The sequence below is a fragment of the Streptomyces tailanensis genome (assembly GCF_008386495.1).
In the GTDB taxonomy this organism is placed as follows: Bacteria; Actinomycetota; Actinomycetes; order Streptomycetales; family Streptomycetaceae; genus Streptomyces; species Streptomyces tailanensis.
The window spans coordinates 5510-28630 of sequence record NZ_VTHJ01000051.1 but is presented as its reverse complement, the minus strand read 5'-3'; the positions used below and the strand labels follow the sequence as shown (position 1 = coordinate 28630).

Here is a 23121-nt window from a genome sequence, read left to right as displayed (position 1 = left end):
GTCACCCGCCCCGCACGCCCTACTTTCTCGGCTCCGCTTCCCGCCCCTTCGGTCTGGCCGCCGGAGCGCCGGGGACGCCCCTCGGGGCCGGTGCCGGGTCGGTGGACAGGAAGGTCTTCCAGCCCTGCTCGGGGGATTCACCGACGTCGAGTGTGCGCAGCCTGTCCAGGACCTTCGGGTCCTGGGCGTCGAGCCAGTCGGCGAGTTGCCGGAAGGAGACGCAGCGCACCTCGGGCTTGCCGCAGACCGTCTTGATGGTCTCCTCGACGGCGCGCATATAGACGCCGCCGTTCCAGGACTCGAAGTGGTTGCCGATGATCAGGGGCGCGCGGTTGCCCTTGTAGGCGCGTTCGAAGCCCGCGAGCAGTCCGTCACGGAACTGGTCGCCCCAGCGCTCCTGCTTCGCCGGGTTGCCGCTGCGGGCCCCGGACTGGTTCATGTAGAAGTTGTAGTCCATGGTCAGCGTCTCGTAGGCGTGGCCGGGGACGGGGACGAGCTGCATCGACAGGTCCCACAGGCCGTCCTCCTTGTCGGGCCAGACCTGGTTGTTGACGCCGCTGGTGTCGTAGCGGAAGTCCAGTTCGCGGGCGGCCCGCATGAAGTTCTTCCGGCCTTCGAGGCACGGTGTGCGGCCGCCGATCAGCTCCTTGTCGTAGTCGAAGGGCAGCGGTTCTGCCTCCTTGGTGCCGGTGTTGGTCTTCCATGCCTGCACGAACGCCTTGGCCTGGGCGATCTCGCTCTTCCACTCCTCCACCGTCCACTCGCCGACGCCGCCGCCCTTGCCGCAGAAGTGGCCGTTGAAGTGTGTGCCGATCTCGTTGCCCTCCAGCCACGCGCCGCGCAACTGTTCCACGGTGTCCTCGATTCCCCGGAGGTCGTTGAATCCGATGTCCGAGCGCCCGGGTGAGTGCTGTGGGGGCCGGTAGAGGTCCCGCTTCTCGTCCGGCAGCAGGTACACGCCGCTGAGGAAGTACGTCATCGTCGCGCCGTTGGCCCGGGCCACCTCGCGGAAGTGGGAGAAGAGCCGCTGGCTGTCCTCACCCGCGCCGTCCCAGGAGAAGATCACGAACTGCGGTGGCCGCTGACCGGGCTTCATCCGTTCCGGTCTCCGCAGATGTGGCTGCACACCGGTGTACGCGGTGGAACCGTCCCCGATCAGCCGGACCGCGGCCTTGGGCGGGGCCGGGGCGCCCTTCGTCGCATCAGGCACCTCCTGCCGGCCGGCCTCCCTCTTCTCGCCGAACCCGCAGCCGGCGAGCGCCACGGCGCAGGTCGCGGCGAGCGTGACACCGACGGCGATCCTCTGGGTAACGGCCATCTTCCGCCCACCCTCTTCCTTTGCTCAGGGGCAGAGAGGCCAAGATCACACGGAGCTTCGGCCAAATTAATATGACAAGCCGACAAAAAGCTTTATTCACCCTCCTGAGCGATCTCATCACCCATTTGCCACGAATATCCTTGCACTCCCTTTACTCTGCATTACGGTTCGTTTACTGACTGTTGAGAATTCCCGCCGATGTATGCCGTGACCCACGGCCGCGAATCGATGCGACCGCGCAGCCCCGGAGGAGACGGGAGAACATGACCGCCTGCGTCCCCACCCATGCCACCGACTCGGAACCGAATCGAGCGGAGCGTGACCACCAGCCCCACAGCCCCCCGAAGGAACCGCGTCGGCGGTTCCGCATCGCGGGGGCCGACCTGTCGGCCTCGATCGCGGTCTTCCTGATCGCCCTGCCCCTGTCGCTGGGCATCGCCCTCGCCACCGACGCCCCGCTCCAGGCCGGCCTCGTCGCCGCCGCCGTCGGCGGTCTCGTCGCCGGGCGCCTGGGCGGCTCGCCGCTCCAGGTCAGCGGCCCGGCGGCCGGCCTCACCGTCGTCACCGCCGACCTCATCCACCAGTACGGCTGGCGCACCACCTGCGCCATCACCGTCCTCGCCGGACTCTCCCAACTGAGCCTGGCCTACCTGCGCGTGGCCCGTTCCGCGCTCGCCGTCAGCCCCGCGATCGTGCACGGCATGCTCGCCGGCATCGGCGTCACCATCGCCGTCGCCCAGCTCCACATCGTGCTCGGGGGCACCCCGCAGAGCTCGGTCGTCGCCAACGTCGGAGCCCTGCCCGCCCAGTTGGCCGACCTGCACCCCGGCGCCCTGTCGCTGAGCGCGCTCACCCTCGCCGTCCTGCTGGCCTGGCCCCGCATCCCCGGTCGCGTCGGCCGGGCCGTACGACGACTCCCCGCGGCCCTGGTCGCCGTGGCCGCGGCCACCGCGGTGGCCTCGCTCGCCGGACTGCGCCTGGCCCGGGTGGACCTGCCCTCCTGGTCCAGCCACGCCCTTCCGCAGCTGCCCGAGGGTCCCGTCCTGGGCCTCGCGGCGGCCGTCCTCACCATCACCCTGGTCGGCAGCGTCGAGTCCCTGCTCTCCGCCGTGGCCGTCGACAAGCTCGTCACCACCCGCGGCGAACCGCGCGTCCCGCGCGCCGACCTCGACCGGGAACTGCGCGGCCAGGGCACCGCCAACGTGGTCTCCGGCGCCCTCGGCGGCCTTCCGATCACCGGCGTCGCCGTACGCAGCGCGGCCAATGTGGCCTCCGGTGCCACCAGCCGGAACTCCACGATGCTGCACGGCGTTTGGGTAGTAGCGGCCGCACTGCTCCTGATCCCCGTCCTGGAGCTGATCCCCCTCGCCTCACTCGCCGCCCTGGTGATGGCCGTCGGGGTCCAGATGGTGTCCCTGCACCACATCCGCACGGTCACCCGCCACCGTGAGGTGCTGGTCTACGCCGTCACCACGCTCGGTGTCGTCTTCCTCGGCGTCCTGGAAGGCGTCGCGCTCGGCATCGCCGTGGCCGTCGGCGTCGCCCTGCACCGCCTCACCCGCACCCGTATCACCCACGAGGAGAAGGAAGGAGTCCACCACGTCCACGTACGAGGGCAGTTGACGTTCCTCGCCGTGCCCCGCCTCAGCCGTGCCCTGCACCAGGTCCCCCAAGGGGCCGACGCCGTGGTGGAGCTGGACGGGTCGTTCATGGACCACGCGGCGTACGAGTCGCTGCAGGACTGGCGGCACGCGCACCGGACGCTCGGCGGCTCCGTGGAGATCACCGGCCGGGCCGGTACCCGTATCGCCGAGCCCGCCCGTGTCTCGGCGGCCGGCTGCCGTTGCCGGCCATGGACGCCGTGGCGCAACCACCAGTGCGAGGCCCCGGCACCCACGGCCACCGGCAACGTGCCGGAGGAGACGGGCGAGGGCCCGAGCGGTCATCAACTGGCGCGTGGCATCAGCGCGTTCCAGAGCAACACCGCCCCCCTGGTGCGCGGCGAGCTGGCCCGGCTGGCGCGTGAGGGACAGCAGCCCTCGCAGCTCTTTCTGACCTGCGCCGACTCCCGGCTCGTCACCTCGATGATCACCTCCAGCGGCCCCGGCGACCTCTTCGTCGTCCGTAATGTCGGCAACCTGGTGCCGCTGCCCGGCGAGGAGAGCGGTGACGACTCGGTGGCGGCGGCCATCGAGTATGCGGTCGACGTGCTGAAGGTGCGGTCCATCACGGTCTGCGGGCATTCCGGCTGCGGCGCGATGCAGGCCCTGCTCAACAGCGATCCCGGCGGCACCTGGACCCCCCTCAAGCGGTGGCTGCGCCACGGGCTGCCCAGCCTGGAGCGTGCGACCGACGAGAACCGGCCCTGGGTCCGGCTCTCCGGGCGCGAACCGGCCGACGTGGTCGAGCAGCTCTGTGTGACCAACGTCATCCAGCAATTGGAGCATCTGCGCTCGCACGAGTCCGTGGCCCGCGCCCTGCGCGAGGGCGTGCTCGAACTGCACGGGATGTACTTCCACGTGGGCGAGGCCCAGGCGTATCTGCTGACGGAAGAGGCACCCGACGGCGGGGTCTTCGACCGGGTCGCCGGTACGGCCGGGCCGACCGGGACGCTTCTGCACGACACGCACGCGTGAACCGATTGCCTGCCCGGTCCGTGACAACGGGTGGCCCCCCGCCTGCGGGGCCACCCGTCCACAGGTCTAAACCATTCCCGGGAAGGCCCTTGTCATCGAGGGTCCGCGTCTGATGAGCTGTGGCCTGGGACACAACGGACACCCTGGGAAAGGGAGATGTCGTGAGCAACGAAAGCCTGGCCAACCTCTTGAAGGAGGAGCGACGCTTCGCGCCGCCCGCTGACCTGGCCGCGAACGCCAACGTCACGGCAGCGGCGTACGAGCAGGCCAAGGCTGACAGGCTCGGTTTCTGGGCGGAGCAGGCCCGGCGGCTGACCTGGGCCAAGGAGCCGACCGAGACGCTGGACTGGTCGAACCCGCCGTTCGCCAAGTGGTTCAAGGACGGCGAGCTCAACGTCGCGTACAACTGCGTCGACCGGCATGTCGAGGCGGGCAACGGTGACCGGGTCGCCATCCACTTCGAGGGCGAGCCCGGGGACAGCCGGGCCATCACCTACGCCGATCTCAAGGACGAGGTGAGCAAGGCCGCCAACGCCCTGCTGGAGCTGGGGGTTCAGGCCGGCGACCGGGTCGCCGTCTATATGCCGATGATCCCGGAGACGGCCGTGGCGATGCTCGCGTGCGCCCGTATCGGCGCCGCGCACTCCGTCGTCTTCGGCGGCTTCTCCGCCGACGCGCTCGCGACGCGGATCCAGGACGCCGACGCCAAGGTGGTCATCACCTCCGACGGCGGTTACCGGCGTGGGAAACCCTCCGCGCTGAAGCCGGCCGTGGACGAGGCGATCGGCAAGGTGGACAACGTCGAGCATGTGCTCGTCGTACGGCGTACCGGCCAGGAGGTCGCGTTCACCGAGGGCCGTGACGTGTGGTGGCACGACATCGTCGACCGGCAGTCCGCCGAGCACGCCCCGGAGGCGTTCGGGGCCGAGCACCCCCTGTTCATCCTCTACACGTCGGGCACCACGGGTAAGCCGAAGGGCATCCTGCACACCTCCGGCGGCTACCTCACCCAGGCGTCGTACACCCACCACGCCGTCTTCGACCTCAAGCCCGAGACGGACGTGTACTGGTGCACGGCCGACGTCGGCTGGGTCACCGGGCACTCGTACCTCGTGTACGGACCGCTGGCCAACGGCGCGACGCAGGTCATGTACGAGGGCACGCCGGACACCCCGCACCAGGGGCGCTTCTGGGAGATCGTGCAGAAGTACGGGGTGACGATCCTCTACACGGCGCCCACGGCGATCCGTACGTTCATGAAGTGGGGCGACGACATCCCCGCGAAGTTCGACCTCGGCAGCCTGCGCATCCTGGGCTCGGTCGGCGAACCCATCAACCCCGAGGCCTGGATCTGGTATCGCAAGCACATCGGGGCCGACGCGACGCCGATCGTGGACACCTGGTGGCAGACCGAGACCGGCGCGATGATGATCTCGCCACTGCCGGGCGTGACGGAGACCAAGCCGGGTTCCGCGCAGACGCCGCTGCCGGGCATCTCGGCCACAGTGGTGGACGACGAGGCCCGGGAAGTCCCGAACGGCGGTGGCGGTTACCTGGTCCTCACCGAGCCGTGGCCGTCGATGCTGCGCACGATCTGGGGCGACGACCAGCGGTTCCTGGACACGTACTGGTCGCGGTTCGAGGGCAAGTACTTCGCCGGTGACGGGGCGAAGAAGGACGACGACGGCGACATCTGGCTCCTCGGGCGCGTCGACGACGTGATGCTCGTGTCGGGCCACAACATCTCGACCACCGAGGTGGAGTCGGCGCTCGTCTCGCACCCGTCGGTCGCCGAGGCGGCCGTCGTCGGTGCCGCCGACGAGACCACCGGTCAGGCGATCGTGGCGTTCGTGATCCTGCGCGGTACGGCGGCCGAGACCGAGGACCTGGTCAGCGAGCTGCGAGGCCATGTGGGCGCCACGCTCGGCCCCATCGCCAAGCCCAAGCGGATCCTGCCGGTGGCGGAGCTGCCCAAGACCCGCTCCGGGAAGATCATGCGGCGCCTGCTGCGTGACGTGGCGGAGAACCGGCAGCTCGGTGACGTCACCACGCTGACCGACTCCGCGGTGATGGACCTGATCCAGGCCAAGCTGCCCGCGGCGCCCAGCGAGGACTGAGCGTACGTACGAGCATGAAGGGCACCCGGTGATGAGCACGCCGGGTGCCCTTTAGCGCGCCGGGCGCCCTTTAGGTAAGCTAAGTAAAAAGGTGCGCCGGGAAGTCTGGTCGGCAGGTGTTCCATCCTGCCCACCGACCGGAGGTCTCCGCCGTGCCCGCGCCCCGCACCACCCCCACCCGCAAGGTCCTAGGACGGCTCTCGCTCCCCGAGCGGACCTTCGTGACGGACGCGCTGCGCACCGAGACCGTCGGCGGGGTGCTTCTGCTCGCGGCCGCCGTCACCGCGCTGATCTGGGCGAACGTTCCCGCGCTGCACGACAGCTACGAGAGCGTCAGCCACTTCCACTTCGGCCCCGAAACCCTCGGCCTCCATCTGTCCGTCGCCCACTGGGCCGCCGACGGACTCCTCGCGATCTTCTTCTTCGTCGCCGGGATCGAACTCAAACGCGAGCTGGTCGCCGGTGACCTCAAGGACCCCAAAGCGGCCGCACTGCCTGTCGTGGCCGCCCTGTGCGGCATGGCCGTACCGGCGCTCGTCTACATCCTCACCAACGTCACCGGCGGCGGTTCCCTGACCGGCTGGGCGGTGCCCACGGCGACCGACATCGCGTTCGCGCTCGCCGTACTGGCCGTCATCGGGACCTCGCTGCCGTCGGCGCTCCGTGCGTTCCTGCTCACCCTCGCCGTCGTCGACGACCTGTTCGCGATCCTGATCATCGCCGTCTTCTTCACCTCCGACCTCGACTTCGCCGCGCTCGGCGGCGCGTTCGTCGGCCTCGCCGTCTTCTGGCTGCTGCTCAGCAAGGGCGTACGCGGGTGGTACGTGTATGTGCCGCTCGCGCTGGTCATCTGGGGGCTGATGTACAACAGCGGCGTCCACGCCACCATCGCCGGTGTCGCGATGGGCCTGATGCTGCGCTGCACCCGGCACGAAGGGGAGGCGCACTCCCCCGGCGAGCACATCGAGCACCTCGTACGACCGCTGTCGGCGGGTCTCGCGGTACCGCTGTTCGCCCTGTTCAGCGCGGGAGTCGCGGTGTCGGGCGACTCGCTGGGCGAGGTGTTCACCCAGCCGGAGACGCTCGGCGTGGTGCTCGGCCTGGTCGTCGGCAAGGCGCTCGGGATCTTCGGCGGGACCTGGCTGGCCGCCCGCTTCACCCGGGCCTCGCTCTCCGAGGACCTGGTGTGGCCGGACGTCTTCGCGGTCGCCTCGCTCGCCGGGATCGGCTTCACCGTGTCGCTGCTCATCGGCGAACTGGCCTTCGAGGACGACCCGGCCCTCACCGACGGCGTCAAGGCCGCCGTCCTCACCGGCTCGCTCATAGCAGCGGTCCTGGCGACCGTCCTGTTGAAGCTGCGCAACGCAAAGTACCAGGCGCTGTGGGCCGCCGAGGAGCGCGACGACGACCACGACGGCATCCCCGACATCTACGAACAGGACAACCCGGCGTACCACCTGCGCATGGCCGAGTTGTACGAGCGCAAGGCCGCCGAGCACCGCAGGCTTGCCGAAGTGGCGGGCGGGGCAGGCGGCAGGGGCGACGGTCCGGCATGATCTGACAGGACCGTACAAAACGCAGGGCGCCCCGCGACACCGTATGAGGACCGCTGAGTTCGCTGAGTTCAGGGACCGTACGGGCGTGGGGCGCTTCCGGACGCATATGAGGGAGACCCCGATGACCGCACCCGACGGCAGCCCGGTCGGTGCCGAACGCAGTGTCGGTGAGCTGTTCGCCTCGGCGACGGCCGAGATGTCGGCGCTGGTGCACGACGAGATCGCACTGGCGAAAGCCCAGCTCAGGCAGGACGTCAAGCGCGGTGTGGTCGGCGGCGGGGCGTTCGCGGCGGCCGGCGCGGTGCTGATCTTCTCCCTGCCGATGCTGAGCTTCGCCCTGGCGTACGGCATCCGCACCTGGAGCGACTGGAACCTGGCGATCTGCTTCCTGCTGTCGTTCGCGGCGAACGTGCTGGTCGCCGTCGTCCTCGCGCTCATCGGCGTCGCCTTCTCGAAGAAGGCCAAGAAGGGGAAGGGCCCGCAGAAGGTCGCCGCCTCCATGAAGCAGACGGCGGGCGTGCTGCAGAACGCCAAGCCGCACCCCCGTCAGCCCGCCCGGACCGACGGCGGCGTCGAGGCTGTGGCACGCTCGACCTCATGACGGATCCCGCCACCTCGCCTGTCTCTGGACCTGTTTCCGGCCAGCCCGCCTCGGTCGTACGACTCGACGTGCCCGGCGCGAAAGAGGTGATCCACCGGGACGTGGCGGCCAACGGCGCGCGCTTCCACATCGCCGAGACCGGTGACGGGCCGCTGGTGCTGCTTCTGCACGGCTTCCCGCAGTTCTGGTGGACCTGGCGGCACCAGCTGGTCGCCCTCGCCGACGCGGGCTTCCGTGCCGTGGCCATGGACCTGCGCGGGGTCGGCGGCAGCGACCGTACGCCCCGGGGTTACGACCCGGCCAACCTCGCCCTCGACATCACCGGCGTCGTACGGTCCCTCGGCGAGCACGACGCCGCGCTGGTCGGCCACGACCTGGGCGGCTATCTGGCGTGGACGGCGGCCGTGATGCGCCCCAAGCTCGTACGCCGGCTCGCGGTCTCCTCGATGCCGCATCCGCGGCGCTGGCGCTCGGCGATGCTGTCGGACGTGAAGCAGACGGCCGCCGGGTCGTACATCTGGGGGTTCCAGCGGCCCTGGATCCCCGAGCGGCAACTCACCGCCGACGACGGCGCCCTGGTGGGCCGTCTGATCCGGGACTGGTCGGGGCCGCGGCTGCCCGACGACGAGGCCGTCGAGGCGTATCAGCGGGCGATGTGCATCCCCTCGACGGCGCACTGCTCGATCGAGCCGTACCGGTGGATGGTGCGGTCCATGGCCCGCCCGGACGGCATCCAGTTCAACCGGCGCATGAAGCGGCCCGTGCGCGTGCCCACGCTCCATCTGCACGGTTCACTCGACCCGGTGATGCGCACGCGCAGCGCGGCGGGGTCCGGGGAGTACGTCGAAGCGCCGTACCGCTGGCGGCTGTTCGACGGGCTCGGGCACTTTCCGCATGAGGAGGACCCGGTGGCTTTCTCCGCCGAACTCATCAACTGGCTCAAGGATCCCGAGCCCGACCGGTGAGGTCCCGGCGGGTCGTTTCACCGTCCGATCACCGGCCGACGTGAACAGCTGTTCCATGGACAGCCACTTGCCCGGCGCATAGGCCAATTGGGGGGCGTGGGGGCGGTTATCGACCTTCGGGCGGGGGCACACGTCGGGGTATGGGCTGGACGCACGACTACAGTGACGCAGCACGCAACCGCCGCTCGGCCGCGGGCCTGGGCTCCCACCAGAGGGGCACCCCGCAGTTCCCGGGCACGGACACGGATCCCCGGCTGGGCATTCCACGCATCCTGCGCCGCCGGGCGCGCTGGGTCTCGGCCCGGCTGCGCCACCCTCGCCCTTGACGCTGTAGCGATCAGAGCGCGCAGCTGTCGCTGTCCACCCGCTGGTTGGCCGCGCGGCCCTGGGTGATGTCCTCCCGGATCTCGTCCGCGGTGAGCGCGTAGCCCGTGTTCGGGTCGTCGAGGGACTTCGCGAAGACCACGCCGTAGACCTTGCCGTCGGGCGTGAGCAGCGGGCCGCCGGAGTTGCCCTGGCGGACGGTCGCGTAGAGCGAGTAGACATCGCGGCGGACCGTGCCGCGGTGGTAGATGTCCGGGCCCTTGGCCATGATGCGGCCGCGCACACGCGCGGGGCGGACGTCGTACGCGCCGTTCTCCGGGAAGCCCGCGACGATCGCGTCGTCGCTGCTGGCGGCGTCCTCGGTGGTGAACCGCAGCACGGGCGCGTTCAGGTCCGGCACGTCCAGTACGGCGATGTCACGCTGCCAGTCGTAGAGGACGACCGTGGCGTCGTACTTGCGGCCCTGGCCCCCTATCTGGACGGTGGGTTCGTCAACTCCGCCGACCACGTGGGCGTTGGTCATCACGCGGCGCTCGTCGAAGACGAAGCCGGTGCCCTCCAGGACCTTGCCACAGCTCTGGGCGGTGCCCATGACCTTGACGATGGACCGCTGGGCGCGCTGGGCGACCGGGCTGGCCGCGAGGGCGGGGTCGGGGGGCGCGACGTCGGTGATCTGCTCGTTCGAGAACGGGCTGAAGACCTGCGGGAAACCGTTCTGCGCGAGGACCGAGGAGAAGTCAGCGAACCAGGTGTCCGCCTGGGCGGGCAACGCCTGGGACACGCCGTGCAGCACCTTGGAGTTGCGCACCTCCTTGCCGAGTGTCGGCAGGGTCGTCCCCGCGAGCGCGGAACCGATCAGCCAGGCCACCAGCAGCATCGCCACGACGTTGACGAGGGCGCCGCCGGTGGCGTCCAGGGCGCGGGCCGGGGCCCAGCTGATGTACCGGCGCAGCTTGTTGCCGAGGTGGGTGGTCAAGGCCTGGCCGACGGAGGCGCAGACGATGACGATGACGACCGCGACGACGGCGGCGGCCGTGCTCACCTCCGAGTTGTCCGTCATCCAGTCCCAGATGACGGGCAGGGTGTAGACGGCGACGAGGCCGCCGCCGAGGAAGCCGATCACCGACAGGATGCCGACGACGAAGCCCTGTCGGAAGCCGACGATCGCGAACCAGACGGCGGCGACCAGCAACAGGATGTCCAGCACGTTCACCGCTTCAAGCCTCGCCTCGTCACTTCGCGTTCACTCCAGGTCGGCCAGGGGTCCGGCCCGCCGCGCGGCGACAGGGCATCACAACGCTCCCCAAAAGACGCAGCACGGCAGCCACCCTGTCATGAGCGCCAGTCGAGCGGGACCTGCTTGTCGCGGTCCCACGGCCGCTCCCAGCCCGAGTAGTGCAGCAGACGGTCGATCACCCCGGCCGTGAAACCCCACACCAGGGCCGATTCGACCAGAAATGCCGGACCTCGGTGGCCGCTGGGGTGAACGGTGGTCGCGCGGTTGGCCGGATCCGTGAGATCCGCCACGGGGACCGTGAAGACGCGTGCCGTCTCGTTCGCATCCACGACCCGGACCGGGCTCGGCTCGCGCCACCAGCCCAGCACGGGCGAGACGACGAAGCCGCTGACCGGGATGTACAGCTTGGGCAGCGCGCCGAAGAGCTGGACGCCGTCGGGGTCGAGGCCGGTCTCCTCCTCCGCCTCGCGCAGGGCGGCACGCAGCGGCCCGTCGGTGGCCGGATCGCCGTCCTCGGGGTCGAGGGCGCCGCCCGGGAAGGACGGCTGGCCGGCGTGCGATCTGAGGGAGCCGGCGCGCTCCATGAGCAGCAGCTCGGGCCCGCTGTCGCCCTCGCCGAACAGGATCAGGACCGCGGACTGCCGCCCCGAGCCGTTCTTCGGCGGCAGGAAGCGGCTCAGCTGCAACGGTTCGACCGTCTCGACGGCGCGGACCACCGGATCCAGCCAGGCGGGCAGACCGGTCTTGTCGAGGCGCAGGCGTCGCCCGTCCCGCGAGTCGCACCCGGGCCGTGTGTGGGGTCCGTGTCCGTGTCTGTTGTCGATGTGCATGCCGTCGTCGGTGTGTGTGTCGTCGTCCGTCCGGCTCGTGCGTGTCATTGCCACCCCCGTCGTTCCTCCGGTCCCAACGCTCGGGGGTCCGCTGATCGTTCCATTCGTCCCGCGAGTCCCTCTTGTGGGTGGCTCACGGTGGGGAGGGGGCGGGGCGCGGCGAGTTCGGCCGTCGGGCCCGTCATCCGGTGGCTCCCAGCGGCGGGGCCGGGATGCCGCCAGCGTCCAGGTACGACTGCGGGGGCTTCAGGCGTTGGCCGGGGAAGCCGCCCTTCTCGTACTTCAGGAGCTTCTTGGCCTTCTCCGGGTCCGTCTCCCCCTCGCCGAACGCCGGGCAGAGCGGGGCGATGGGGCAGGCGCCGCAGGCCGGCTTCCGGGCGTGGCAGATGCGGCGGCCGTGGAAGATCACGTGGTGCGACAGCATCGTCCACTCGCTCTTCGGGAAGAGCGCGCCGACGGCCGCCTCGATCTTGTCCGGGTCGGTCTCCTCGGTCCACCGCCAGCGTCGTACGAGCCGCTGGAAGTGCGTGTCCACGGTTATTCCTGGCCGGCCGAACGCATTCCCGAGGACGACGAAGGCGGTCTTGCGGCCGACGCCGGGCAGCTTGACGAGGTCTTCGAGGCGGCCGGGGACCTCGCCGTCGTGGTTCTCCACCAGGGCTTTCGACAGCCCTATCACCGATTTCGTCTTGGCCCGGAAGAACCCGCACGGCCGCAGGATCTCCTCGACCTCCTCCGGGTTCGCCGCGGCCAAGTCCTCGGGGGTGGGGTACTTCGCGAAGAGCGCCGGTGTCGTCTGGTTGACCCTCAGGTCGGTCGTCTGGGCGGAGAGGACCGTGGCGACGATCAGCTCGAAGGAGTTCTCGAAATCCAACTCCGGGTGGGCGTACGGGTACACCTCGGCGAGTTCACGGTTGATACGGCGGGCGCGGCGGACGAGAGCGGTGTGGGACTCGGGCTTGGCGGGCTTCTCGGGGGCGACAGGGGCGGTCTTCATCGCGGCCGTCTTCGCTGCGGCTGTCTTCGCCGCGGCCGCCTTCCTCGCGGGCGTGGGCTTCTTCACCGGGACAGCCTTCTCCGCCGGCACGGGCATTTCCGCGGGCGTCGGCGTCGTCTCGGTGGGTTTCTCCACCCCCGACGGCTCGGACACCTTCGTCGCCTTTGCCGTTTTCTTCGCTCCCGCGGGGCCCTGTTCGCCCACAGCGGAATCGCGACGTACAGCCACTCGCCCAGCCCCCTTGGCCTGTGCTCTCACCGGCGATTTGGACACCCGGCCAGCCTAAAGCCCGGCACCGACATCCGCCCCGAGCCCAGAAGATCGGCCCCCAATTGGACCCCTGACGCTTACCTCGGGACACGTGTGCGGCATCCTTGTGACAGATCACACTGTTTGGACCGTCCGGCAAAATGGGGAACACGGTCCCCTGGTACCACGGGGAGCAAGATCCCCTGAGCAGGTCGACAAGGAGAGAACTCGTGGACGACGTTCTGCGGCGCGCCCCGCTCTTCGCGGCGCTCGATGACGAGCAGGCCGCGGAGCTCCGCGCCTCCATGAGTGAGGTGACCCTCGCGCGCGGTGACGCTCTCTTCCACGAGGGCGACCCCGGTGACCGCCTCTACGTGGTCACGGAAGGCAAGGTCAAGCTGCACCGCGCGTCGCCCGACGGCCGCGAGAACATGCTGGCCGTGCTCGGCCCCGGTGAGCTCATTGGCGAGCTGTCGCTGTTCGACCCCGGTCCGCGGACGGCCACGGCCACCGCGCTGACCGAGGTCAAGCTGCTCGGCCTCGGCCACGGCGACCTCCAGCCGTGGCTGAACGCGCGGCCCGAGGTGGCCGCGGCGCTGCTGCGTGCCGTCGCCCGGCGTCTGCGCAAGACCAACGACCAGATGTCCGACCTCGTGTTCTCGGACGTGCCCGGCCGGGTCGCCCGTGCGCTGCTGGACCTCTCCCGGCGCTTCGGTGTGCAGTCGGAGGAGGGCATCCACGTGGTGCACGACCTCACGCAGGAGGAGCTGGCGCAGCTGGTCGGCGCGTCCCGCGAGACCGTCAACAAGGCGCTCGCCGACTTCGCGCAGCGGGGGTGGCTGCGGCTGGAGGCCCGCGCGGTGATCCTGCTGGACGTGGAGCGCCTGGCGAAGCGGTCACGCTGACCTGCGGTTTCGTTTCTCGCCCCCGCCGCCCCTACCCGTCCCGTCCCCAGGGACTGCCGCCCCTTCGACCCCGCTGGGGGTCATGGGGTGGCTACGGTGAGTTTGTGCGCGACAAGTCCCGCGGGGGTAGCCCCTGGGGACGGGACGGGACGGGTAGGGGCGGCGGGGGCGAGGAAAAAAGCCTGCTCGGCCGGGGCGGCTCGGGGCACAGTGGTCGTATGGCTGAAACGGGGTCCCGGAGAGGGCTGGACAGTCGGGGGTACATCGAGCGGGAGGGGTCGCTCGGGCGGGTGTCCCACGTGTTCCGGCCGGTCGTGGCGGCGGCCCGCGACCAGGTGCTGCACATGTTCGGGAAGCGGCTGCACAGCGCGTACCTCTACGGGTCGATCCCAAGGGGCACGGCCCGCCCCGCGCACAGCGACCTCGACCTGCTGCTGGCCCTGCGCGAGGAACCCACGGAGGCGGACCGCACGGAGGCCCGCGCGCTGGACGAGGCGCTCGACAAGGAGTTCCCGCGGATCGACGGGGCGGGGACGCTGCTGGTCAGCCGGGGGCAGGTGCTCAGCGACCTCGAACGGTACGACCTGGGATGGTTCGTGGCCTGTCTGTGTACGCCGCTGCTCGGCGAGGATCTGGCCGAGGACCTGCCCCGGTATCGGCCGGACTCCCTCCTCGCGCGCGAGACGAACGGCGACCTCGCGCTGCTCCTGCCCCGCTGGCGCGAGCGGATCGCGGAAGCCGACTCCCAGGATGCCCGCCGCTCCCTGGTCCGCGGCTTCTCCCGGCGCCTCGTCCGCACCGGCTTCACCCTCGTCATGCCCCGCTGGAACGGCTGGACCAGCGATCTGCACGAGATGGCGGAGGTGTTCGGCCGGTACTACCCCGAGCGGGCCGCCCAGATGCGGGCCGCGGCCGTCGCCGCGTACGAACCGGGGGCCGACCCCTGGAGCCATGCCGCCGTCCTGCGGTCGTACGTGGACGACCTGGGGCCCTGGCTGGCCGAGGAGTACGCGCGCGTGCACGGCCTCAAAGCCCGGCGTCCAGGGCCCTAGGGGAGGAGGCGGTCAGATCAGGCCATGCTCCGTCAGGTACTCGAGTTGGGCCCGCACCGAGAGTTCCGCCGCCGGCCAGAGTGACCGGTCGACGTCCGCGTACACGTGGGCGACGACCTCGCCGGGGGTCCGGTAGCCGTTCTCGACCGCCGTCTCGACCTGGGCGAGCCGGTGGGCGCGGTGGGCGAGGTAGAACTCGACGGCGCCCTGGGCGTCTTCGAGGACGGGGCCGTGGCCGGGGAGCACGGTGTGGACGCCGTCGTCGACCGTGAGGAACCTCAGGCGCCGCAGGGAGTCCAGATAGTCCCCGAGACGGCCGTCAGGGTGGGCCACGACCGTCGTACCGCGCCCGAGGACGGTGTCGCCCGTCAGGACGGCCCGATCGGCCGGGAGATGGAAGCACAGTGAGTCTGCGGTGTGGCCGGGCGTGGGCACGACACGGAGTTCCAGGCCGCCGACCGAGATCACGTCACCCGCGCCCAGCCCCTCACCGCCGAGCCGCAACGCCGGGTCGAGGGCCCGTACCTTCGTCCCCGTCAGCTCGGCGAAGCGCGCGGCGCCCTCCGCGTGGTCCGGGTGGCCGTGTGTGAGCAGGGTCAGCGCGACCCGTTTGCCGGCCTGCTCCGCCGTAGCGACGACGTGGCGGAGATGGCCGTCGTCCAGTGGGCCCGGGTCGATCACGACGGCCAGTGCGGAGTCCGGCTCGGAGACGATCCAGGTGTTGGTGCCGTCCAGGGTCATCACCGACGCGTTCGGCGCGAGGACGTTGACCGCGCGCGCGGTCGCGGGGCCCGACAGGACCCCGCCTCTCGGCTGGCCGGGGAGAGCTGCTGCTTCCGTCATGCGGGACCTCCACCGGGGCCGCCGCCCGCCTGTATGCGTTGGGTGAACTCGTCGTGGCCCGGCCAGGTGAGGATCACCTCGTCGTCCTCCAGGCGTGCCTCGGCGAGGACGGGGGCCAGATCGCGGGCGGGGGCGGCGGCGAGGGCCTCGGCGGCCGTGGCGTACGTGGCGAGTCGGCGCAGGGTGGCGATGGTGGGCGGCATCATCAGCAGTTCGCCCTTGTCGTAGCCGGCGGCGGCGTCCCCCGGGCGGATCCACACGGTGCGGTCCGCCTCCGTGGAGGCGTTGCGCGTGCGCTGGCCCTCGGGGAGGGCGGCCACGAAGAACCAGGTGTCGTAGCGGCGGGTCTCGAACTCGGGGGTGATCCAGCGGGCCCACGCACCGAGCAGGTCGGACCGCAGGACCAGGCCCCTGCGCTCCAGGAACTCCGCGAAGGACAGCTCCCGGGCGGCCACCGCCGCGCGGTCCGCCTCCCAGTCGTCGCCGGTGGTGTCGCCGACCACCGTGTCAGGGGTGGGGCCGGCGAGGAGGATGCCCGCCTCCTCGTACGTCTCGCGTACGGCCGCGCAGACGATCGCCTGGGCGTCGGTCTCGTCGACGCCGAGCCTGGACGCCCACCACGCGCGCGTGGGGCCCGCCCAGCGGATCTGGTGGTCGTCGTCGCGGGGGTCCACGCCGCCGCCCGGATACGCGTACGCGCCTCCGGCGAAGGCCATGGAGGCGCGTCTGCGCAGCATGTGAACAACAGGGGTGTCGGCCGTGTCCTTGAGCAGCATGACGGTGGCGGCCCGCCTGGGGGTCACCGGTGTCAGCGTGCCGGCCGCGAGTGCGCGGATACGGTCCGGCCACTCGGCTGGGTACCACTGCCCGTTTGCCATGGGCGGAGGCTAACCCGTTCGTGGCGCATGTTCGAGTGAGCCTGCGCGATCTTGGCAACCGGAGGTGGGGGCGGGGTGCGGAACTCGGCGCTACGAGGTGCCGCTGCGCCCACCCGTGCCGCCCGCGATCACGCCCCCGTCAGCTCCACCTGGATCTCGACCTCCACCGGCGCGTCCAGCGGCAGTACCGCCACACCCACCGCGCTGCGCGCGTGCACACCCTTGTCGCCGAAGACGGCGCCCAGGAGCTCGCTGGCGCCGTTCAGCACAGCCGGCTGGCCCGTGAAGTCCGAGGCCGAGGCGACGAAGCCGACGACCTTCACCACGCGCGCGACGCGGTCGAGGTCACCGGCCACCGACTTGACGGCGGCGAGTGCGTTCAGCGCGCAGGTGCGGGCGAGTTCCTTGGCCTCCTCGGGGGTGACCTCGGCGCCGACCTTGCCGGTGACGGGCAGCTTGCCGTCCACCATGGGGAGCTGCCCGGCGGTGTAGACGTACACGCCGGTCTGGACGGCCGGCTGGTACGCGGCGAGCGGCGGGACCACCTCGGGCAGGGTCAGCCCGAGTTCGGCGAGCTTGGCCTCGATGGCGCTCACGCGGACTTCTCGCGCTTCAGGTAGGCCACCAATTGCTCGGGGTTGTTCGGCCCGGGCACGACCTGGACGAGCTCCCAGCCGTCCTCGCCCCAGGTGTCCAGAATCTGCTTCGTGGCATGGACGAGCAGCGGCACGGTTGCGTATTCCCACTTGGTCATGTGGCCGACTTTATCCGCTGTCCGGCCGCCGCCCGGCACGGGCTCCGCACGGCTTCGGCCGGGACCGCGGACGGACCACAGACAGGCCGGGACCGCGAGGAAGGGCCAAGTTATCCACAGCCTCCCGCGTACGCCGCGCGCGGACTGGTTAGTCTCGAATACGTGAGCAGGCTCCAGGTCGTCAGCGGCAAGGGCGGGACCGGAAAGACCACGGTCGCCGCCGCACTCGCGCTCGCCCTCGCGACCGAGGGGAAGCGCACCCTCCTGGTCGAGGTCGAGGGCAGACAGGGCATCGCACAGCTTTTCGAGACGGAGGCATTGCCGTACGAAGAGCGGAAGATCGCGGTGGCACCCGGGGGCGGGGAGGTGTACGCCCTGGCCATCGACCCCGAACTGGCCCTGCTGGACTACCTCCAGATGTTCTACAAGCTCGGCGGGGCGGGCCGGGCCCTGAAGAAGCTCGGCGCCATCGACTTCGCCACCACCATCGCACCCGGTCTCAGGGATGTCCTCCTGACCGGCAAGGCCTGCGAGGCGGTGCGCCGCAAGGAGAAAAGCGGCCGGTTCGCGTACGACTACGTGGTGATGGACGCGCCGCCCACCGGGCGCATCACCCGCTTCCTGAACGTCAACGACGAGGTGGCGGGGCTCGCCAAGATCGGCCCGATACACAATCAGGCCCAGGCGGTCATGCGCGTGCTGAAGTCGCCCGAGACGGAAGTGCATCTGGTGACGCTCCTGGAGGAGATGCCCGTCCAGGAGACGGCGGACGGTATCGCCGAGCTGCGGGCCACGCGGCTGCCGGTGGGGCGGATCATCGTCAACATGGTCCGGCCCGAGGTGCTGGACGCCGACGAGCTGGAGTTCGCGCGCGCGGTGCCACGTACGGCCGTAGCCCGCTCGCTGTCCACGGCCGGCCTCGGCGGTGCCCGGCGCGGCGGCAACGCCGAGCGCCTGGTGGCGCCGCTGCTCACGCAGGCGGAGGAGTACGCCGAGCGATACGCCCTGGAGCACGAACAGCGCGGCGCACTGGGCGAGCTGAGCCTGCCGCTGCACGAACTGCCGCTGCTCGCCGAGGGATTGGATCTGGCGGGCCTGTACGAACTCGCCACGGAACTGCGTCAGCAAGGGATCTCATGACTCCGGACCCGGCCCACACCCATGACGCACACGACGCGCACGACGCGCACGACGCCCATGACGCACATCGCGCGATCATCGCGCCCCGGCCTCTCGCGCTCGACCCGCTGATCGACGACCCCGAGACCCGTATCGTCGTGTGCTGCGGCGCGGGCGGCGTCGGCAAGACGACCACGGCGGCGGCCCTCGGCCTGCGCGCCGCGGAGCGTGGTCGCAAGGTGGTCGTGCTCACCATCGACCCGGCCCGGCGGCTCGCCCAGTCCATGGGCATCGACTCGCTGGACAACACCCCGCGGCGCGTCAAGGGCATCGAGGGCGACGGCGAACTGCACGCCATGATGCTCGACATGAAGCGCACGTTCGACGAGATCGTCGAGGCGCACGCGGACCCCGACCGGGCGTCCGCGATCCTGAACAACCCCTTCTACCAGTCGCTTTCGGCGGGCTTCGCGGGCACGCAGGAGTACATGGCGATGGAGAAACTGGGCCAGCTGCGGGCCCGGGACGAGTGGGACCTGATCGTCGTCGACACCCCGCCGTCGCGCTCGGCACTGGATTTCCTGGACGCCCCGAAGCGGCTGGGCTCGTTCCTCGACGGCAAGCTGATCCGTGTGCTGCTGGCGCCCGCGAAGGTCGGCGGGCGGGCCGGGATGAAGTTCCTGAATGTCGGCATGTCGATGATGACGGGCGCCCTGGGCAAGCTGCTCGGCGGCCAACTGCTGAAGGACGTACAGACGTTCGTGGCCGCCATGGACTCCATGTTCGGCGGCTTCCGTACGCGCGCGGACGCCACGTACAAGCTGCTCCAGGCGCCCGGTACGGCGTTTCTCGTGGTGGCGGCGCCCGAGCGGGACGCGCTGCGGGAGGCGGCGTACTTCGTGGAGCGGCTGGCGGCCGAGGACATGCCGCTGGCCGGTCTGGTGCTCAACCGCGTCCACGGCAGCGGCGCGGCCCAGCTGTCCGCCGAGCGCGCGCTCGCCGCCGCGGAAAATCTTGACGAGCCCCGCATTGTGGATCAGATGAACGGGAAAGCAGTTCGTAACTCTCCCGAAACGTACGGAAGTTCAGAATCTCCCGCCACCATCGACGCCCAGGCCGACCCCCCCGGTGCTGAGGCTGACTCCGCCGGTACCCAGGACGGCTCCCCCGCCCCGGACCGGACCGTCGAACAGCTCACGGCAGGCCTGCTCAGGCTGCACGCCGAGCGGATGCGGCTGCTCTCCCGCGAGCAGCGCACGCGTGACCGCTTCACCGCGCTTCATCCCGAGGTGGCCGTGGCCGAGGTGGCCGCGCTGCCCGGCGATGTCCACGACCTGGCGGGTCTGCGGGACATCGGGGGCCGACTCGCGACCGTACGGCCGGAGTTGCCCACCTCCGACGACTGACCGACGGAGTACCAACGAGTCACGCCTCGGGGCACCCGAGAGCCGGCACACCTGCCCGACGCGCCGACACCTCAAGGGCGCCCTCGACCGACGTGGCCCGGAAAGGACCCGGAAGGGGCCTCGTCCTCAGCTCACCGCCGCGTAGTTCTCGTACATCTCGTCATCGTCGAGCGGCAGAATGCCCGCGCCACGCTCGTACTCCGTGCGCGCGGTCTCCAGCAACCTGCGCCATGACGTGACGGTCGGACGCCTGCGCAGCAGTGCGCGGCGCTCGCGCTCCGTCATTCCTCCCCACACGCCGAACTCGACGCGGTTGTCCAACGCGTCCGCCAGGCACTCCGTCCGCACCGGGCATCCGGTGCACACCGCCTTGGCCCTGTTCTGCGCTGCTCCTTGAACGAACAGTTCATCCGGATCGGTAGTGCGGCAGGCAGCCTGCGCACTCCAGTCGGTTACCCAGCCCATACCGGCGCCGTCCTCTCCCGAATCGAGGCTCCCCCACGGCGGCAGCGGCATATTCACCGCCGCCAGTTGAGGACGTTACGGAAGGTGGGCACAGCGCAACACCCCCTTCGGGCCCAATCTTGAATGGCCCGAACGGACTATGCGTAAGCGGCAGATCACCCGTGGGAGTGACCCGAGGGCATACGTGACTATCCCGACAGAACGGGACAGTTGACATGCGTCACAACGGACACCGAATGACACACGAGGTAGATTCGGACATGACCCCGGAAAAAAATCGGAAGAACGTCAGAACGATTCGGGCTCGGCGGACGTACTTGATACAAGGGCCTACTGCCGTGACAGTTGGGAGCAGCTTAGGCCAACGCCTGTGTGCCTGTCCGGGAAATGAGAACGTAGGCCGGCGTTAAGGTCCCTTAACGCCGCCGCGCGGGCCGCAGCGGATGTCACGATCCGGCACTTGTGCCCCTCCGGAGGCACCCGCTCCTTCGGAACGGTCATACCGACGGATTAGGCTGCCCTCATGCCAAACAAGCGCTCGGGTGGTGGTCTGTCCCCCACACAGCAGGCCGCCAAGTTCCTAGGTGTCAGCGTCCTCGCCGGTGCCGTCATGGCGGGCATCGCGCTGCCAGCGGTCGGCGCCCTGGGGCTCGCGGCCAAGGGTTCGGTCGAGGGGTTCGACGAACTCCCCGCCAACCTCAAGCAGCCACCGCTGAGCCAGCGCACCACGATCCTGGACAGCAAGGGCGACCAGATCGCCACTGTCTACTCGCGCGACCGTACGGTGGTCGATCTCAAGGAGATCTCGCCGTACATGCAGCAGGCGATCATCGCCATCGAGGACGCCCGCTTCTACCAGCACGGCGCGATCGACCTGAAGGGCGTGCTCCGCGCGCTCAACCGGAACGCGCAGAGCGGCGGTGTCACACAGGGCGCCTCCACGCTGACGCAGCAGTTGGTGAAGAACGTCGCGGTGGAGGAGGCCGGTGACGACCCGACGCTGGTCGCCCAGGCCACCCAGCAGACCCTCGGTCGCAAGATCAAGGAGCTGAAGCAGGCGATCCAGCTCGAGGAAGAGCTCGGCAAGAAGAAGATCCTCGAGAACTACCTGAACATCACGTTCTTCGGCCAGCAGGCCTACGGTGTCGAGGCCGCCTCCCGCCGCTACTTCTCCAAGTCGGCCAAGGACCTGAAGGTCGAGGAGGCCGCGCTGCTCGCCGGCATCGTGCAGTCGCCGAGCCGGTACGACCCGGTGAACGACCCTCAGGAGGCCACCAAGCGCCGCAACACCGTGCTGCAGCGCATGGCGGACGTCGGCGACATCGCACAGGCGGAGGCCGACGAGGCCAAGGAGAAGCCGCTCGGCCTGGACATCAGCAAGCCCAAGAACGGCTGCATCACGGCCGTCATGGGCGCGGGCTTCTTCTGTGACTACGTCCGCGAGGTGTTCCTGAACGACCCGGTCTTCGGCAAGACCGCGGAGGAGCGGGCCAAGATCTGGAACCAGGGCGGCCTGACGATCCAGACGACGATGGACCCGAAGGCCCAGAAGTCGGTCCAGGCCTCCATCAAGGACCACGTCAACCAGAAGGACGAGGTGGCCACGGCCGCCACCATCGTGGAGCCCGGCACCGGCAAGATCCTCGGGATGGGCCAGTCCCGGCCATACGGCATGGACGTCAAGCAGAACGAGACGACGATCAATCTCTCGGTCGACCAGTCCATGGGCGGCGGCGCCGGCTACCAGCCCGGTTCGACGTTCAAGCCGATCGTCGCCGCGGCCGCCCTGGAGGGCGGCATGCCCGCGACGAAGTCGTACTCCGCGCCGTACAAGATGGAGTACCCGAGCCCGATCTCGGTCTGCGGCGGCAAGAACTGGGTGAACAACGCCAGCCCCCGCTCCACGCTCACCAACGAGAACGAGACCGAGGTCGGCCCGTACTCGATGAAGCGGGCGACCGCGCTGTCCGTCAACACCTACTTCGTGCAGATGATCGCGGACATCGGCATCTGCCCGGTGACGGAGATGGCCGAGAAGATGGGCGTCGAGCGGGCCGACGGCCGCAACATGGACCAGGCCCCGTCGATCGCCCTCGGCACCCAGGAGATGTCCCCGCTGACCATGGCGAACGCGTACGCGACCTTCGCCGCGCGCGGTATGTACTGCACCCCGATCGCCATCGAGTCGATCACCCAGCGGGTCGGCGGGGAGTCGAAGTCGCTGGAGGTCCCGAAGTCGACCTGCTCGCGCGCGATGTCCGAGAACACCGCCGACACCATCAACACCCTGCTCAGGGGCGTGGTCGAGGACGGTACGGGTACGCAGGCGGGCCTCGGCAGCCGCCCCAGCGCCGGTAAGACCGGTACGACGGACTTCCGCTACGCGGCCTGGTTCGTGGGCTACACCCCGAACATGGCCGGCGCCGTCTGGGTCGGCGACCCCGCGCACGAGCGCCGCATGGTGAACATCACCATCGGCGGCCGTACGTACGCCAAGGTCTTCGGTGGTGAGGTCCCCGGCCCGATCTGGCGCGACATGATGTCCGGCGCGCTGGAGGGCGAGCCCGCCCCCGACTTCACCCTCGTCAACATCCCCGAAGAGCGGCCGGACCGCGGTCGCGGGGACAACGACAATGACAACGGCGGCAACGACAACGGCAACGGTGACGACGAGGGCGGCCTGATCGGCGGCACCGACGGCGGCACGTTCCCGACGCCGGAGTTCACGATCCCCGAGGGCTTCATCCAGGGGCAGGGCAACGGCGGGAACAACGGGAACGGCAACGGGGGCTTCGGGTGACGGCTGAGACCCGTTGACTCCCTGAGCGCATACGGCGGTGGGGCGCCCCTCTGTTACGAGGGGCGCCCC

General features: G+C 70.1%; 20 protein-coding genes. 11 read left to right on the top strand and 9 right to left on the bottom strand.

The features are described from left to right. Positions 1 to 19: 19 nt before the first annotated feature. On the bottom strand, positions 20 to 1318 hold the full coding sequence (locus F3T56_RS32990; RefSeq protein ID WP_149829016.1) for a polysaccharide deacetylase family protein: 1299 nt from the start codon (positions 1316 to 1318) through the stop codon (positions 20 to 22). Between the two features lie 263 nt (positions 1319 to 1581). Here F3T56_RS32990 and F3T56_RS32985 point away from each other — a divergent pair, with 263 nt between their 5' ends. The 6 genes from F3T56_RS32985 to F3T56_RS48455 all read left to right on the top strand — a co-directional run bounded on the left by F3T56_RS32985 (position 1582) and on the right by F3T56_RS48455 (position 9519). After that, positions 1582 to 3954, top strand: coding sequence for a SulP family inorganic anion transporter (locus tag F3T56_RS32985; RefSeq protein WP_149829015.1), 2373 nt, complete (start codon positions 1582 to 1584; stop codon positions 3952 to 3954). A gap of 161 nt (positions 3955 to 4115) precedes the next feature. After that, a complete protein-coding gene (gene acs / locus F3T56_RS32980; protein ID WP_149829014.1) occupies positions 4116 to 6071 on the top strand; it encodes an acetate--CoA ligase in 1956 nt (651 codons plus the stop codon). Between the two features lie 152 nt (positions 6072 to 6223). Beyond that, positions 6224 to 7627, top strand: a complete 1404-nt coding sequence (nhaA, locus tag F3T56_RS32975) for a Na+/H+ antiporter NhaA (RefSeq protein WP_149829013.1) — start codon at positions 6224 to 6226, stop codon at positions 7625 to 7627. Positions 7628 to 7748: 121 nt separating this feature from the next. Continuing rightward, positions 7749 to 8228, top strand: a complete 480-nt coding sequence (locus F3T56_RS32970) for a phage holin family protein (protein ID WP_149829012.1) — start codon at positions 7749 to 7751, stop codon at positions 8226 to 8228. After that, complete coding sequence (locus F3T56_RS32965) at positions 8225 to 9193, top strand: alpha/beta fold hydrolase (RefSeq protein WP_149829011.1); 969 nt, start codon at positions 8225 to 8227, stop codon at positions 9191 to 9193. The genes F3T56_RS32970 and F3T56_RS32965 overlap by 4 nt, the downstream gene beginning before the upstream one ends. Before the next feature lie 140 nt (positions 9194 to 9333). Further along, positions 9334 to 9519, top strand: coding sequence for a hypothetical protein (locus F3T56_RS48455; RefSeq protein ID WP_149829010.1), 186 nt, complete (start codon positions 9334 to 9336; stop codon positions 9517 to 9519). Between the two features lie 11 nt (positions 9520 to 9530). Here the strand turns inward: F3T56_RS48455 and F3T56_RS32955 are convergent, their stop codons facing one another. From F3T56_RS32955 to nth, 3 genes are all read right to left on the bottom strand, one after another. Continuing rightward, a complete protein-coding gene (locus tag F3T56_RS32955) occupies positions 9531 to 10730 on the bottom strand; it encodes a MarP family serine protease (protein ID WP_149829009.1) in 1200 nt (399 codons plus the stop codon). Between the two features lie 119 nt (positions 10731 to 10849). Continuing rightward, complete coding sequence (locus F3T56_RS32950; protein WP_246204120.1) at positions 10850 to 11632, bottom strand: NUDIX hydrolase; 783 nt, start codon at positions 11630 to 11632, stop codon at positions 10850 to 10852. A 133-nt stretch (positions 11633 to 11765) separates the two neighbouring features. Further along, a complete protein-coding gene (gene nth / locus F3T56_RS32945) occupies positions 11766 to 12677 on the bottom strand; it encodes an endonuclease III (RefSeq protein WP_425473688.1) in 912 nt (303 codons plus the stop codon). A 383-nt stretch (positions 12678 to 13060) separates the two neighbouring features. Here nth and F3T56_RS32940 point away from each other — a divergent pair, with 383 nt between their 5' ends. After that, positions 13061 to 13735 carry a Crp/Fnr family transcriptional regulator gene (locus F3T56_RS32940; protein WP_005476003.1) on the top strand — a complete coding sequence of 225 codons (675 nt, stop codon included), beginning with the start codon at positions 13061 to 13063 and terminating at the stop codon, positions 13733 to 13735. Positions 13736 to 13953: 218 nt separating this feature from the next. After that, a complete protein-coding gene (locus F3T56_RS32935; protein ID WP_172639251.1) occupies positions 13954 to 14787 on the top strand; it encodes a nucleotidyltransferase domain-containing protein in 834 nt (277 codons plus the stop codon). A 12-nt stretch (positions 14788 to 14799) separates the two neighbouring features. Here F3T56_RS32935 and F3T56_RS32930 read toward each other — a convergent pair whose 3' ends face one another. The 4 genes from F3T56_RS32930 to sp36 all read right to left on the bottom strand — a co-directional run bounded on the left by F3T56_RS32930 (position 14800) and on the right by sp36 (position 17262). Continuing rightward, positions 14800 to 15630 carry an MBL fold metallo-hydrolase gene (locus tag F3T56_RS32930; protein WP_149829008.1) on the bottom strand — a complete coding sequence of 277 codons (831 nt, stop codon included), beginning with the start codon at positions 15628 to 15630 and terminating at the stop codon, positions 14800 to 14802. Continuing rightward, complete coding sequence (locus F3T56_RS32925) at positions 15627 to 16508, bottom strand: NUDIX hydrolase (protein WP_149829007.1); 882 nt, start codon at positions 16506 to 16508, stop codon at positions 15627 to 15629. The genes F3T56_RS32930 and F3T56_RS32925 overlap by 4 nt, the downstream gene beginning before the upstream one ends. 128 nt (positions 16509 to 16636) lie before the next feature. Beyond that, the gene (locus F3T56_RS32920) at positions 16637 to 17104 is read right to left on the bottom strand and encodes a RidA family protein (protein ID WP_149829006.1); all 468 of its coding nucleotides are present in this window, start codon (positions 17102 to 17104) and stop codon (positions 16637 to 16639) included. Next, the gene (sp36, locus tag F3T56_RS32915; RefSeq protein ID WP_075033571.1) at positions 17101 to 17262 is read right to left on the bottom strand and encodes a Sp36 family protein; all 162 of its coding nucleotides are present in this window, start codon (positions 17260 to 17262) and stop codon (positions 17101 to 17103) included. The genes F3T56_RS32920 and sp36 overlap by 4 nt, the downstream gene beginning before the upstream one ends. Before the next feature lie 162 nt (positions 17263 to 17424). Between sp36 and bagA the strand changes: the two genes are divergently transcribed. Beyond that, entirely contained in the window at positions 17425 to 18402 is a 978-nt protein-coding gene (gene bagA / locus F3T56_RS32910; RefSeq protein WP_149829005.1) for an ATPase BagA, read from the top strand. Further along, complete coding sequence (gene bagB, locus F3T56_RS32905) at positions 18399 to 19787, top strand: ATPase BagB (protein WP_149829004.1); 1389 nt, start codon at positions 18399 to 18401, stop codon at positions 19785 to 19787. The genes bagA and bagB overlap by 4 nt, the downstream gene beginning before the upstream one ends. 126 nt (positions 19788 to 19913) lie before the next feature. On the opposite strand, the gene wblA is transcribed toward bagB, so the two are convergent. Further along, positions 19914 to 20252: a transcriptional regulator WblA gene (gene wblA / locus F3T56_RS32900; RefSeq protein ID WP_033524587.1), complete on the bottom strand. Its 339-nt coding sequence runs from the start codon at positions 20250 to 20252 to the stop codon at positions 19914 to 19916. Positions 20253 to 20775: 523 nt separating this feature from the next. On the opposite strand from wblA, the gene F3T56_RS32890 reads away from it, so the two are divergent. Further along, positions 20776 to 23052 carry a transglycosylase domain-containing protein gene (locus tag F3T56_RS32890; protein WP_172639250.1) on the top strand — a complete coding sequence of 759 codons (2277 nt, stop codon included), beginning with the start codon at positions 20776 to 20778 and terminating at the stop codon, positions 23050 to 23052. The last annotated feature ends 69 nt before the right edge of the window (positions 23053 to 23121 follow it).

What these genes read in the sequence shown, in the direction of transcription:
- wblA (WP_033524587.1), bottom strand. Translation starts at nt 20,252, where the DNA reads ATGGGCTGGGTAACCGACTGGAGTGCGCAGGCTGCCTGCCGCACTACC.
- sp36 (WP_075033571.1), bottom strand. Translation starts at nt 17,262, where the DNA reads ATGACCAAGTGGGAATACGCAACCGTGCCGCTGCTCGTCCATGCCACG.
- F3T56_RS32930 (WP_149829008.1), bottom strand. Translation starts at nt 15,630, where the DNA reads ATGACGGAAGCAGCAGCTCTCCCCGGCCAGCCGAGAGGCGGGGTCCTG.
- F3T56_RS32965 (WP_149829011.1), top strand. Translation starts at nt 8,225, where the DNA reads ATGACGGATCCCGCCACCTCGCCTGTCTCTGGACCTGTTTCCGGCCAG.
- bagB (WP_149829004.1), top strand. Translation starts at nt 18,399, where the DNA reads ATGACTCCGGACCCGGCCCACACCCATGACGCACACGACGCGCACGAC.
- F3T56_RS32950 (WP_246204120.1), bottom strand. Translation starts at nt 11,632, where the DNA reads ATGACACGCACGAGCCGGACGGACGACGACACACACACCGACGACGGC.
- F3T56_RS32990 (WP_149829016.1), bottom strand. Translation starts at nt 1,318, where the DNA reads ATGGCCGTTACCCAGAGGATCGCCGTCGGTGTCACGCTCGCCGCGACC.
- F3T56_RS32890 (WP_172639250.1), top strand. Translation starts at nt 20,776, where the DNA reads ATGCCAAACAAGCGCTCGGGTGGTGGTCTGTCCCCCACACAGCAGGCC.
- F3T56_RS32925 (WP_149829007.1), bottom strand. Translation starts at nt 16,508, where the DNA reads ATGGCAAACGGGCAGTGGTACCCAGCCGAGTGGCCGGACCGTATCCGC.
- F3T56_RS32970 (WP_149829012.1), top strand. Translation starts at nt 7,749, where the DNA reads ATGACCGCACCCGACGGCAGCCCGGTCGGTGCCGAACGCAGTGTCGGT.
- F3T56_RS48455 (WP_149829010.1), top strand. Translation starts at nt 9,334, where the DNA reads ATGGGCTGGACGCACGACTACAGTGACGCAGCACGCAACCGCCGCTCG.
- nth (WP_425473688.1), bottom strand. Translation starts at nt 12,677, where the DNA reads ATGCCCGTGCCGGCGGAGAAGGCTGTCCCGGTGAAGAAGCCCACGCCC.
- F3T56_RS32935 (WP_172639251.1), top strand. Translation starts at nt 13,954, where the DNA reads ATGGCTGAAACGGGGTCCCGGAGAGGGCTGGACAGTCGGGGGTACATC.
- F3T56_RS32985 (WP_149829015.1), top strand. Translation starts at nt 1,582, where the DNA reads ATGACCGCCTGCGTCCCCACCCATGCCACCGACTCGGAACCGAATCGA.